General features: G+C 41.6%; 14 protein-coding genes. All 14 read right to left on the bottom strand.

Going from position 1 to position 13039, the window contains the following annotated elements; genetic code table 11:
- Window positions 1–109: 109 nt before the first annotated feature.
- The 14 genes from smpB to SSAL8618_RS03220 all read right to left on the bottom strand — a co-directional run bounded on the left by smpB (window position 110) and on the right by SSAL8618_RS03220 (window position 13036).
- A complete protein-coding gene (smpB, locus tag SSAL8618_RS03280; protein ID WP_002885905.1) occupies window positions 110–574 on the bottom strand; it encodes an SsrA-binding protein SmpB in 465 nt (154 codons plus the stop codon).
- Between the two features lie 21 nt (window positions 575–595).
- Window positions 596–3049 carry a ribonuclease R gene (gene rnr, locus SSAL8618_RS03275; protein ID WP_022496009.1) on the bottom strand — a complete coding sequence of 818 codons (2454 nt, stop codon included), beginning with the start codon at window positions 3047–3049 and terminating at the stop codon, window positions 596–598.
- A 62-nt stretch (window positions 3050–3111) separates the two neighbouring features.
- Window positions 3112–3348, bottom strand: coding sequence for a preprotein translocase subunit SecG (gene secG / locus SSAL8618_RS03270; protein ID WP_002886135.1), 237 nt, complete (start codon window positions 3346–3348; stop codon window positions 3112–3114).
- 45 nt (window positions 3349–3393) lie between these two features.
- Complete coding sequence (rpmG, locus tag SSAL8618_RS10320; RefSeq protein WP_002890443.1) at window positions 3394–3540, bottom strand: 50S ribosomal protein L33; 147 nt, start codon at window positions 3538–3540, stop codon at window positions 3394–3396.
- Window positions 3530–4753, bottom strand: a complete 1224-nt coding sequence (locus tag SSAL8618_RS03265) for a multidrug efflux MFS transporter (protein ID WP_002886097.1) — start codon at window positions 4751–4753, stop codon at window positions 3530–3532. Before SSAL8618_RS03265 ends, rpmG begins: the two co-directional genes overlap by 11 nt.
- A gap of 50 nt (window positions 4754–4803) precedes the next feature.
- The gene (coaE, locus tag SSAL8618_RS03260) at window positions 4804–5397 is read right to left on the bottom strand and encodes a dephospho-CoA kinase (protein ID WP_014634130.1); all 594 of its coding nucleotides are present in this window, start codon (window positions 5395–5397) and stop codon (window positions 4804–4806) included.
- Window positions 5394–6215, bottom strand: a complete 822-nt coding sequence (gene mutM / locus SSAL8618_RS03255; protein ID WP_021144488.1) for a DNA-formamidopyrimidine glycosylase — start codon at window positions 6213–6215, stop codon at window positions 5394–5396. Before mutM ends, coaE begins: the two co-directional genes overlap by 4 nt.
- Window positions 6216–6259: 44 nt before the next feature.
- Entirely contained in the window at window positions 6260–7159 is a 900-nt protein-coding gene (era, locus tag SSAL8618_RS03250; protein WP_002886016.1) for a GTPase Era, read from the bottom strand.
- Between the two features lie 22 nt (window positions 7160–7181).
- Window positions 7182–7586 carry a diacylglycerol kinase family protein gene (locus tag SSAL8618_RS03245; RefSeq protein WP_002885950.1) on the bottom strand — a complete coding sequence of 135 codons (405 nt, stop codon included), beginning with the start codon at window positions 7584–7586 and terminating at the stop codon, window positions 7182–7184.
- The gene (gene ybeY, locus SSAL8618_RS03240; RefSeq protein WP_002886021.1) at window positions 7567–8064 is read right to left on the bottom strand and encodes an rRNA maturation RNase YbeY; all 498 of its coding nucleotides are present in this window, start codon (window positions 8062–8064) and stop codon (window positions 7567–7569) included. The genes SSAL8618_RS03245 and ybeY overlap by 20 nt, the downstream gene beginning before the upstream one ends.
- A gap of 217 nt (window positions 8065–8281) precedes the next feature.
- Window positions 8282–9121 carry a BglG family transcription antiterminator LicT gene (gene licT / locus SSAL8618_RS03235; protein ID WP_038675593.1) on the bottom strand — a complete coding sequence of 280 codons (840 nt, stop codon included), beginning with the start codon at window positions 9119–9121 and terminating at the stop codon, window positions 8282–8284.
- A 103-nt stretch (window positions 9122–9224) separates the two neighbouring features.
- The gene (recR, locus tag SSAL8618_RS03230; RefSeq protein WP_002886148.1) at window positions 9225–9821 is read right to left on the bottom strand and encodes a recombination mediator RecR; all 597 of its coding nucleotides are present in this window, start codon (window positions 9819–9821) and stop codon (window positions 9225–9227) included.
- 141 nt (window positions 9822–9962) lie between these two features.
- Window positions 9963–12077: a penicillin-binding protein PBP2B gene (gene pbp2b, locus SSAL8618_RS03225; RefSeq protein WP_038675590.1), complete on the bottom strand. Its 2115-nt coding sequence runs from the start codon at window positions 12075–12077 to the stop codon at window positions 9963–9965.
- Window positions 12078–12199: 122 nt separating this feature from the next.
- On the bottom strand, window positions 12200–13036 hold the full coding sequence (locus SSAL8618_RS03220) for an NAD(P)H-hydrate dehydratase (RefSeq protein ID WP_038675587.1): 837 nt from the start codon (window positions 13034–13036) through the stop codon (window positions 12200–12202).
- Window positions 13037–13039 lie beyond the last annotated feature (3 nt).

Here is a 13039-nt window from a genome sequence, read left to right as displayed (position 1 = left end):
TATATCTGCTATCCTAACTAAAGACCGTATGGTACTCCCATTATATCATGTCTTAAAGCCAAAAACAAAAAATCATCTAGGACTATAGCAGTCTTAGATGATAGGCGTTTTAACGGTTAACACTCTTGATAATACGTTTAATATCACGTTCTTGTTCACGACGTTTGATAGACTCACGTTTATCGTAATCGTGTTTCCCTTTGGCAATACCAAGCAATACCTTGGCAAAACCGTTTTTTAGGTACACCTTAAGAGGAACCAAGGTCATTCCTGTTCCCTTAAGGTCATTTTGAAGTTTGGTGATTTGCTTCTTCTTAAGCAATAATTTTCTCGTACGGTCTGGATCTTGATTCCAAATATTACCTTGCTCAAAAGGAGCAATATGAACATTGATTAACCAAGCCTCACCGTTCTTGATTTGGGCATAGCCATCTTTTAGTTGGATGCGTGCCGCACGAACGGATTTAATCTCCGTCCCTGTTAGCACGATACCTGCTTCAATAGTATCAACGATACTATAGTCATGTCTAGCCTTTTTATTCTGAGCAACAACATTGCCTTCACCCTTTGGCATAGCAGTCCCTCCATTCTCATCCTATTTTCGTTTTTTAGCAACGTCCTTGTAGAAAGGTTTGTTCCCTTTCTTCTTACGACGGCCACTCTCACGTCCCTTGTTATCATTATGAGGACGGTTTTGATTCTTACGCTTGTCGGGTTTCTTAGATGACTTACGTTTTTCGTCATAAGAGCCTTTACGACCATTAGCATCTTGATGGTTACGGTTATCCCCACGTTTACCACGACGTTCGAAGTCTCCATTTTGACGGTCACGACGTGGACCTCTATTTCGGAAGGCTTTCGCCTTCTCTTCACGTTCCTGACGAGCCTTGTGGTCTACTTTCTCAGTAACATCATACTCGCTTGGAAGGTATTGGAAGTCAATGTCTCCTGTTTCCTTATCCGCACGTGTTAATTTGACACGGATAGGCTGACCAACTCGGAAAGTCTTACCAGTTTTCTCACCCTGAAGTGTCATGGTACGTTCATTGTAATTGTAAAATTCTGGAAGGGTCGTGATGTGAACCAAACCTTCGATAGTGTTTGGCAATTCCACAAACATACCAAATTTAACCACACTTCCGACAATACCATCGAATTCTTGGCCAACAAACTCTTCCATGTATTCCGCTTTTTTCATAGCTTCAACGACACGTTCGGCATCAATGGCACGACGTTCAAGAGTTGAAGATGATGTCGCTAACTCAGGAATAACCTCTTCAAAATGTTCACGTGTTTCTTGAGACATATTGTTAGTGTACTCACGAATCATTCGGTGAACCAAGAGGTCTGGGTAACGACGGATTGGACTAGTAAAGTGGGTATAATACTGAGCCGCAAGTCCATAGTGTCCGTGGTTGTGTTCTGAATAGCGGGCTTGTTGCATTGAACGAAGCAGCATCATGTTCATGACCTCTGCTCCAGGTTTTCCCTGAACTTTGGCCATAAACTCTTGCAAGTCTAGCTGATCCATCTTATTGGCAGTTCCTTTGATTTGAACACCAAAGATAGAGGCATAATCCATGAAGCGTTGCAATTTCTCAGCCTTTGGCTCTTCGTGGATACGGTAAATAAATGGCAACTTAGCCTTAGCAAAGTGCTCTGCCACACATTCATTGGCAGCCAACATGAAGGATTCAATCATTCGCTCGGCTGTTCCACGTTCACGCACCACGATATCCACTGGCATTCCCTTCTCATTAACCAAGATACGAGCTTCAGATGTATCAAAGTTAAGGGCACCACGACGCTCACGCATGTCTTCTAAAATCTTATGCAATTCTGCCATAGCTGATACAGAATCCATGATTGGCTTAAACTGCTCAATCTTTTCTGGATTTCCAGCCAACATCTCATTGACATCACTGTAGGTCATACGGAAGGTTGTATTAATCACAGATTGACAAATCTTATGATTAACCACCTTACCTTTAGGAGTAATCTCCATAATGGCTGATTGCGTCAAACGATCAACATTGGGATTAAGTGAACAAATACCATTCGAAAGACGCTCAGGCAACATTGGTACCACGCGGTCTGTCACATAAACAGAAGTCCCACGTGCTACGGCCTCACGGTTAAGTGCAGATCCTTCAGTAACATAGTAAGACACATCAGCAATATGAACACCAAGCTCAAAGTTACCATTTGGCAAACGTTTGATATGAACCGCATCATCCAAGTCCTTAGCATCAGCTCCGTCAATGGTAAAAGTTACCTCTTGACGGAGGTCAACACGACCAACGAGGTCTTCCTGACTCGGTGCATCTGGTACAGCTTCTGCTTCCGCCATGACATCCTCTGGAAACTCTGAAACAATATCCATTGATTCCAAGACTTCCAAGACATCAATACCGGCATCCCCCTGATGACCAATAATGTCACGAACACTTCCTACGAAATAATCATAGTGACGGTTAGGGTATTTTTCAATATCAACCTTGATAATTTCAGTACCATCTAGGGCAACTGGTTCTTTCTTGATATAAATTGGCTGCTGAATTTTTTGGTTTTTAGACTTAATGTAACCCGCATAAGGTTCTTTCTCGTCGCTAAGGATAAATTTCCCTACAACAGTCTTAAGCGAACGTTCTACAATTTCAACAACACGCGCTTCTGCTGCTGTCCCACGCAAACGATCTGCTGGCTTCTTGATAACAACGGCAACAGTATCACCGTCAATGGCATGGCCAACATCATTACGACCGATGAACATGTCATCTTCACTGTCATCAACATGCAAGAAACCAAAACCGTTCTTATTGGCACGGAAGATACCTTCAACAGTCACCTGATTAGGATTTTCTTTCTTAGGACGCAAGGATACAGAGCCATCTCGGTTAAAACGCAACTGTCCCTTACTTTCCATGGCTGACATGGCCTTGATGAGCTGAGGGAACTTTTCTCCCCCAGCATGATTAAGAGCCTGGGCAATGTCGTTTACACTGGATTTCCCATGCTCCTTCAAATAATTTATAATAGATTCTTTCATGATTTCCTTTTCTTTTATTTATTGACTATAACGCAAAAAATGAGCCAACCTCAGTCAGCTCATTACTTACTTGAGAGAATGGAAAGGACGATTGCATCTACAATCCATAGAAAAACCATGATTCCTGTAAAGCGTTGCATAAAGGCTTCAAAACCACGTGGTTTACTACGTTCAAATAGTGCTTCTGACCCACCACCATCAAAGACATTGCTACTTGGATTTTTTTGTGGCTGCATAAATACCGCAATCACAATAATAGCTGACATCACCAAGAGCAGCGTTAATAATAAGTCGTACATAGTTATTCCTCCGAAAAAGTCCTTTTTATTCTACCATAGAACCCTTTAAGATTCAACATGTAAGGTTACTTTTCTATCCTTAGGGCAGAATTTGGGTACCTGAATTTTCTCAGGATGATTCTGTTTATTTTTACTTGTGAGATAGTTGATGCTCCCACATTCACTACACTTTAAATTGATTTTAACTCTCACCTATATTCTTGACTCCTAGCAATTTTCTAAAGATGATTAAGGACCAGACAAAATTTCCAAAGACAATCATTGCAGTCACAAAGAAGACCCAGCGATAACCTAGACCTGTCGCAACTGCTGACCCAACAAAGGGACCTAAAACCTGTCCAATATATGAAAAGCTTTGATTAAAGCTAAATATTCTTGAGATTCCTTCCTTGGGTGTCATCTTGGTCAATAAAGAATTGACACTAGGCATAAGAGCACCTACACCGAAGCCATAGGCAAAGCGTAAGATACCCAGTTGCAAGGCTGAACCGGCAAAACCACAGAGGAAATACAAGAGAAAGCTATAAAATAGCCCCATTAAAAGCAAGCGATGATTCCCAATACGGTCTCCCAATTTTCCCAGATAAGGGGTACTTAAGAGACTAGAAAAGCCCATAGCAGAAACAATTAACCCTGAGTAAAAAAGGATATTTTCCCTCTGACCTAAATAACGAATGTAAAGGGCCAACATAGGTGCAATCGATTGGGCAGAAATCTGAATAATCATACTGGTCACAAAAAGGCCAATCAACATAGATTTGCTGGGAATTCTTGCAAAAACCTGAGAAAGGGTCATCATCTCTCCCTTTTCGACAGGCTGGAAATCCTCTCGCAAGCCAAAAATAGTTAAGAGGCAGCAGATAAATAGAATGAGTCCAACCAATAAAAAGGTACCCCTCATACCAAACGCCTCAGATAAGGTACCACCTAACAAAGGGCCAATCAGAACACCTGCCGTTAGACCCGTAGACAAGGTCCCCAAGGCATAGCCAGAACGATTCTGAGGAACCTGACTAGCAATTAAAGCTGTGGCATTTGGGACATAGCCTGCAAACAAACCATTCAGCGTTCTTAAGAAAAGCAGCCAGAAAACATTTGGGACTAAGGCAAGCCCTCCCATTGTAAAAGTCATCACCATGCTGGCCCTAATCATCATAGGCTTTCGACCATAACGGTCAGCCAGGCGTCCCCAAATAGGAGAAACCAAGGCAGAGGCTAAGGCAGAGATGGCAACAGACAAGCCAGCATACCATTCGACCATGTCTCCTTTAACACCAAGTTCCTCAATGTATAGGGCCATGAAAGGCATAACAATGGAGAAACTAGCTCCAGTAAAAAAGGTTCCTATCCATGCAATTTTAAGGTTACGTTGCCAATCAGTACTTTTAAGTTCTTTTTGGCGCAAATAATCATCTTCTTTCTAAAATTCACTATCCATTATATCACAATGGCTAGCTATGAGGAGCTCGTTAAATCATTTATTGCACTCTTAACCTTCTCCTTCAAATCATCGAGACTACCGTTATTATCAAGAACCAAGCTGGCATAAGGCATTTTCTCAGCTAAAGACATCTGGCTATCAATACGCAGCTTAGCTTCCTCAACACTTAAGTGATTACGTTTCATCAAGCGTTGGCACTGGATCTCCGGTAACACTGCCACCAACCAAATCTGATCAAACCAGTCCTGATACCCATTCTCAATAAGCAAGGGAATATCCATGAAAAAAACATCTTCTTTCTTAGCTAAATAATCCTTTTGCGCTGCTAGTTCCTCTCGAATAATCGTCCCTTGAATCTCAGCAGACCGCTGTCTCATCTCCTCATTGGAAAAGATCAGTTGCCCTAGTTTAGGACGGTTCAATTCCCCATTAGAAAGAAGAATTTCCTCTCCCAACCAATCGAGTAAGGCACGGTACAAACGGCCCCCTTGAGCCTGCATGTCGTGTACAAGCTGATCAGCGTCAATGACCTTGTAACCTGCCTCTTTAATCATTTCAACAACAGTAGATTTTCCTGAAGCAATACCACCTGTTAACCCAATAATCATCGTTTCTGACAATGAGGACACAAATGTGTTCCTCTCCCTCCTAACTTGATTTTCTCAATTGTGCTTGCGCAGCGTGGACAAGGCTGTCCCGTCTTTCCGTAAACCTGCAAATAGTTCTGCATGGTCCCATCCTCACCAAGGGCATTACGATAAGTCCTTATAGTTGAGCCACCTTTTTCAATTCCTAGCTGTAAAATAACAATCGTTTGATCATGGACTCGCTTCATGGCTGCCTTGCTGAGTTTCTTTGCTGGCGTCTCAGGATGAACCTTGGCTGCCCAAAGCACCTCATCAACATAGATATTGCCTAGACCAGCCACCAATTTCTGCTCCAAAAGGAGACTTTTAATGGGCTTTGCAGAGGTCATCAAGGCTCTCTCAAACGGGGCGTATTTAAAAGCCTTCTTAGTAGGCTCAGGACCAAGCTTTTTCTTTGTAAAATAAGCCTCCTCTTGATTTTTAGCCAATAAATCAAAGGTCCCAAACTTGCGGACGTCCTGATAAACAAGAGTCGAGCCATCATCTAAGATAAAGAAAAGATGGAAATGCTTATTAGCAGGGACCTGATCCGTAAACAAGAGGTATTTCCCTTCCATGCGCAAGTGGGAAATCATAATCAACTGTCCAAAATCAAAAATCAAGTACTTGCCTCTACGTCGCATGGCTTGAATAGTTTGGCCAGGTAAGTCATTCAAAAAACTATCGTAGGAGGTCTTAATCATTTTCGGGACCTTAACTTCAACAGACGAAATGGTCCGACTTACTACCAATCTTTCTAACCCTCGTCTAACAGTTTCTACCTCAGGTAACTCAGGCATTTGCTCCTCCTTCTAACAAGAAAGCCGAGCAAATGCCCAGCTTTTTAATATTCTTTTTCGTTGTATCCGAAATCGGCAAGATCTAATTTCTTATCACGCCAATTTTTCTTAACCTTAACCCAGGTTTCAAGGAAGACCTTGTCCCCTAGCATAACTTCAATATCTTTACGGGCAAGGGTACCAATTTTCTTGAGCATGGAACCTTGTTTACCAATGACAATGCCTTTTTGGCTGTCACGCTCAACCATGATCGTCGCACGAATATGAATCTTATCCGTGTCTTCATCACGCTTCATCTCATCAATGACAACAGCAACAGAGTGTGGAATTTCTTCACGTGTCAACTGAAGGACTTTTTCACGAATCATCTCCGATACCAAGAAACGCTCTGGGTGGTCGGTGATTTGGTCCGCTGGGAAATATTGGAACCCTTCCTCAAGGTTATCACTCAAGACATCCACAAGATGAGAAACATTGTTTCCTTGGAGGGCAGATATCGGAATAATCTCCTTGAAATCCATTTGTGTACGGAAATCCTCAATCTGCTCTAGGAGCTGATCTGGATGAACCTTGTCAATCTTATTGATTACCAAGATAACTGGAACCTTAGCTTGTTTAAGACGTTCGATAATCATATTATCACCCTTACCACGAGGCTCATCAGCTGGTACCATAAAGAGGACGGTATCCACTTCACGAAGGGTTGAATAAGCAGATTCCACCATGAAATCTCCAAGAGCCGTCTTAGGCTTGTGAATCCCTGGTGTATCGATAAAGACAATCTGTTCCTTATCAGTTGTGTAAATCCCCATAATTTTATTACGGGTTGTTTGAGCCTTATCACTCATGATAGCAATTTTTTGCCCCATAACATGGTTCAAAAACGTTGATTTTCCTACATTAGGACGGCCAATAATAGCCACAAATCCTGATTTAAATGTCATATAACTTCTTTCCTATTTCCTTTTAATTGAAAATTAAGTGCCAAATTTTAGGTATAAAAACAATCATACCTGTAATGAGTGCATAACAAGAAACCACTAAAACAGCCCCTGCAGCCATATCCTTGGCATTTTTGGCTAGCATCGAAAAGTGATATTTACTGGCCAAATCGACAACATTTTCAATGGCAGAATTAACAATCTCTAGGGCAATTACGAGAAAAACTGCCATCAAAAGAAAGAGCCATTCTGTCGCAGACACACGAAAAATCAAGCCAGCCAATACCACCAAGATAGCTGAAACCAAATGCTTGCGCATGTTGCGTTCTTCTTTAAAAGCTGTGATAATCCCTGTTAGAGCAAACTCAAAACTAGCTGTAAATTCTCTGTTTTTCCACTTTTTTTGTGGGTTATTGTCGCGTAAGTCCATAAGCAGTCAAAATTTCTTCCTGTAATCCAAACATTTCCGCTTCTTCTTCTGGGGTGTAATGGTCGTAGCCATTGATGTGAAGAAAACCGTGAACAGCCAAGAAGCCCATCTCACGCTCGAAACTATGACCATAATCCTCAGCTTGCTCGTGAGCCTTATCAACAGAAATAAAGAGTTCACCGATATAACTATCAAACTCTCCCATCATTTCAGCTAATTCAGGATTTTCAGCCAACTCTTCCTCATCAAAGCTAATGTCTAATTCAGGCTTATACTCCAAACTAATAACATCCGTTGGACGGTCCGTATCACGATATTCCAGGTTTAGCTCGTGGCTACGTTCATTGGTTACAAATGTAACCGCCATTTCCTTGTCTTCCTTGCCGAGTCTTTGTGCTGCAAAATCTAGCAACTCCAAGGTTTGTTCTTTTAATTTCTCAGAGACTTGTCCAGTCTCATCAATCATTTCAATATACATAAGATACTTTAGGAACGGCTATGATCACTTCAAGCATAGAACCGCTCGCTTCCTTTCACTAACTCATTAGCTTTTTTATACAAATACTCAAATACATAGAATACTAGTCCAGAGTATTTTTGGTCTAATATTAATCACCTCATTATACCATAAGGACACAGAAAAAGCAGACTTAAGGCTAATTGTCTGCTTTTTGTAGGACCTCTCTGGGAATCGCTTACTTATCTAAATTATCCTTAAGACGTTGAATATGAATGGTTAAAAAGACTTGTTCGTCTAAACTTAGCTCAAAGACATAACTTGTCTTGATATAGGTAGCAATCTTTTGGGTACAGATAAAGGACTCCCGATAATTTATCTTAACTTGTTCGTAAAGGAAAGCATCATTCTTGCCACCACTAACTCCGCTCACAATACGTTGTGCTAGGTATTGGAGATGGGTCATAAAACGGTTATACGAGAAACTATCCTCCTCCAAATCATAACCAAAATGAAGACGGACAATGTCACTAATCCCAACCACAATTTGAGTCATCTGTCGATCTTTTTCATGGAGACCCGCATCTTTTTGTGCATTGACAAAATGTAAGGCGACAGAGGCAGCCTCATCATCTGCCAACTGGACTTCTAAATCCTTGGCAATCAAACGAAGGGCTTGTTTCCCAATTTCATACTCCCGAGGATAAAATTTTCGAACCTCCCAAGCCAAGGGATTCTGCAAAGAAACACCTTCTCTACTTCTTTCAATAGCGTAATGTAGGTGGTCAGCAAGGGCGATGAAAAAAGAGGGATCAAACTTGGTTTGCAAGACAGCCTCAGCAAAAGTAAGGATATTCAAAAAGACCTGCATTTCACCATCAGGTAAATTGACATAAACACGAGACCATTCCTCTACTGCCTCTGTATTTTCCAAAACAAAAGTCTTTTCAATCTTTTCCTTATCAACAAGGTCTCCGACCTTCTTTTGAAAGCCTAGTCCCTTACCCATGACAATGTATTCCACATTATTATCCAAAGCTTGGACAACATTGTTGTTTAAAATCTTTTCAATCTGCATCATGATCCCTCATTAAAAAAGCGCTTACTTTATTTTACCAAATTTTTAATGAGAAACCTACTTACTACAAACTAAAAGTGCTGGCCTGACCAACACTTTTTACTTATAGTTCTGTTCGATTTTCGATAGCTCTTAGCAAGGTCACTTCATCAGCATACTCAATGTCAGAACCGACTGCCAAACCACGCGCTAAACGAGTCACTTTGATTCCTGCAGGTTTAAGGACACGCGAAATATACATAGACGTCGCCTCACCATCTGCTGTTGCATTAGTGGCAATAATAATCTCGTCAACCTCGCTGTCCATAAGGCGGGTAATCAAACTTTTCAGGTTAATATCGTCTGGTCCAACACCATTCATAGGGGAGATAAGCCCTTGAAGCACATGGTAGAGACCACGGTATTCCTGAATCTTTTCCATAGCTGAAACATCTTTGGAATCTTCAACAACCAAAATCTTAGTACGATCTCTGGTTTCATCGGTACAAATATTACATGGATCATCATCTGTCAAACGACCACAGACCGAACAATAAGTCAATTCACGTTTTGCTGCCAAGAGGTTTTTTGCGAAATCGTTGACATCTTCATCAGACATGCTAATGGTATAAAAAGCTAAGCGGGTCGCTGTTTTAGCCCCGATTCCAGGGAGTTTTGAAAAACTATCAATCAGCTTCGCAATTGGAGTAGGATAAAGCATGAAGGCCTCCTGTTCTTTATATTTTTTTATTCATCGCTTATCTTTTGTCACTTTCATGGATAAGTCTTTAGCCAAGAATAAACACTCAAACACTATATCACAGAAAAATCCCTCGTGCAAGGCACAAGAGATTTTAGATGTTTAGTGAGTATTTTGATAAAGCTCCATAATAGCTTTGACCGCATTTTGATGGGCCTTACTCTTCCAATCAAGGGCATGAGGATACATAATCCCAACTGCCAACTTCGTACCATCTTTGGCGGTCGCATAGGCCACGGCATTAAGGTTAACCGTTGTTACAGAGTTACCAGAAGCATCCGTCGCATAGGTTTCGGCTGTCCCTGTTTTACCACTGATTGGAATGATAGAACTTGCCATAGCTTTACCAGTCGCAAGGCTAGATCCTGAATTAACAACATCATTAAAGCCTTGTTGAACAATACCCAGCTGCTCAGAATCGAGAGGTAAGGTATTTAATACACGTGTATCTACCGTTGAGGCTAGAGTTCCTAGACTACCATTAGATCCTGCATCGTAGATACCTCCAACGATATGAGGGGCTACACGTTTACCACCATTGGCAATTGAAGCAACATACTGAGCCAGCTGAATGGTTGTATAAGAGTCGTACTGACCAAAAGCCTCTGTCAGAACGTTGGCTACATTGTAATTCTTAGAAATGTAACCTTCTGATTCTCCAGGTAAATCAAGTCCTGTGGACACTCCCATACCAAAATCAGCATAGGTGTCACGAAGCGTCGTCATGGCCTTACCCATATTATCAGTCGACAAGGCCATGCCTGGAACATACTGTTGACCAAGTAGTTTGATAGCAATCTGTACCATATAGGTATTTGATGAGTATTCTAGAGCCTGTGTCGCGGTAATAGCACGGCTACCTTGGTCCGTAAACCAAGATGTGATAGGGGCTGAACCGGCAATGTTGATGGGTTGGTCAGTCAAGACTTGGTTCCCATAGATAGCACCTGAACGCCAACCAGCAGTTAAGGTTGCCCCCTTAACAACAGATCCCGGAATGAAGACATCAGTGATTGTGCCTAAGGCATTGGCCTTAAAATCTTGTGCTCCTTGCTCGTGTTTTTGCCCTGCCATAGCAAGTACAGCACCAGTGTCAGCATTCATAACCACTGCATACATTCCTTCAGAATAGGTTGCTTTATTCTCTGAAATCTCTGAAGAAAGCTGTTGACCTAGGATGTCTTCAACTCCTTTTTGGAAATCAAGGTCGATGGTCAACTGCAGATTGTTCCCCTTGCTGCCCTTTTGAGTGATTTTATCACTAGCAACTTTGCCTTCCTTGTCTACTGTAATCTCACGAACAGTATGTTTTCCTTGTAGTTTCTCTTCATATTCTTTTTCTAGATAAGACGTTCCTACACGGTCATTAAGTGCATACCCTTTTTTGAGGTATTCCTTGGCATCTTCTTGTGGCAAACCTGCTTCTGAGCTTGAGACTTTCCCGATGAGAGGTGACAAGGCTGAATCAACCGTATGACGTTCCCAATCCTTAGCAACCGTAATACCATTGAGTTCCTTCTGTTTAGCTGCTACAATCGCAATTTGTTCAGGCGTCAAGTCTCCTGTTTTCAATGTGACTGTTGAGAAATTAGACACAGCATTCATCTGTGAGTAAATGTAGACAATCTTAAGTTCATCCTCAGAGTAATCCACTGCTTCATCAGGAACTGCATCAACAGCATTGTTGTAAATAGTAGCTTCAGCTAATTTATTACCAAATTTATCTGTTTTCTTGTCGTTTGGAAGATCATTAACAACACGCTTATAAGTGGCAGAATCCGCTAGATAGAAATCTCGTTTTTGACGTGCTGTTACCTTCGTTTCCGTCAGAGTCACCATGGTCGCCAACTTTTCAGCGACTTTCTTCATCGTATCTGATGACACCAAATTGCTACGTGTGAAGGTGATAACATCCTTACTCTGGTTGGTCGTGAGGGCAACTCCTTTAGCATCAAAGATTTGCCCACGTTCACTTGCAATCCTAACTGTATACTTAGAGTTATCCTCTAATTTCTTAGTATAAAACGATTTGTTATAAACCTGCATATAGGTCAAACGTGCAAAAAGCAACAAAAAAAGGACAAAGACTACACCAAAAAGCAAGTAAACACGACGGGAGATGTTTACTGGCTTTCTAGGTTTATTCGCTCGTTTTTCTTTTCGTTTTTGGCGCCGTTTTTCCCATTTTTGACTGAGTTTTTTCGAAAATGATGTCACTTTTTTTTCCTCTATGTTCTCATAAAAATTCTCTTTTATTTTATCACAAATAAGCTTTAGCAAACTTAAAAAAATGTCGAAATCTAAAAAAACTTGCCTCAATATGAGACATGTTTTTTAGATTATAATGACAACTTTTTCATCCAGCTAGGAATGGCTTTACTGATATGAGTCGGTAAAACCACATAGGCATTTTTAGCCAGATCATCTGCGATAGCTGAGTGAAGCCAGACAGCAACTGTAACTACTTTATAGGAGTCAATTGAAGCGAATTGGGCCAGAAAACCAGTAATCATACCAGCCAGGGTATCTCCCATGCCTCCTGTGGCTTGATAGGGTCCACCAACTTCTAAATGAGCTACTTTTTCACCTTGATAGACAGCGGTCTTGTGACTCTTGGCAACTAGGATTGTCCCAGCTTGGAACTCTCTCAGGGCTTTCTGAGTGTTAGAAACTGCCTGCTCTGGAATCCTTAAACCAGACAAGCGTTCCCATTCTTTTTGATGCGGGGTGAGAGTAAGATGACAATCTGGTAAGTCCTTCTTAGTCTTCTTAGCCAAAAGATTGAGAGCTGAACCATCAACAACCAAGTTCTGATCTGCCCTAATATTTGCTAGCACCAAGTCCATAGCTTGACTAGCTACACCATCCTCACCTAGACCAGAACCGATTAATACCACATCAGCTGCCCTAAGATTATCAAGAAATCTTTCAGTCTCCCTAAGGTCAAAAGCCATGGCTTCAGGGAGATGGGCATGAAGGGCTGTGATATTGTCACGATCCGTAGCCACTGTGACCAGGCCTGCCCCACTATTGACACAAGCTATGGCAGCCATAATGATGGCACCTCCATAAGGGTAAAGCCCACCAACTAGAAGCACTCGACCGTAAGAACCCTTATGGGACTCTCTCAAGCGAGGTTTTATCACTTGCCTAGCTAAATCGTCATCAACTTTCATAAA

The sequence above is a fragment of the Streptococcus salivarius genome, assembly GCF_000785515.1.
In the GTDB taxonomy this organism is placed as follows: domain Bacteria; phylum Bacillota; class Bacilli; order Lactobacillales; family Streptococcaceae; genus Streptococcus; species Streptococcus salivarius.
Note: the sequence above shows the minus strand (reverse complement) of the source record. Positions and strands in the feature narration are given on the sequence as shown.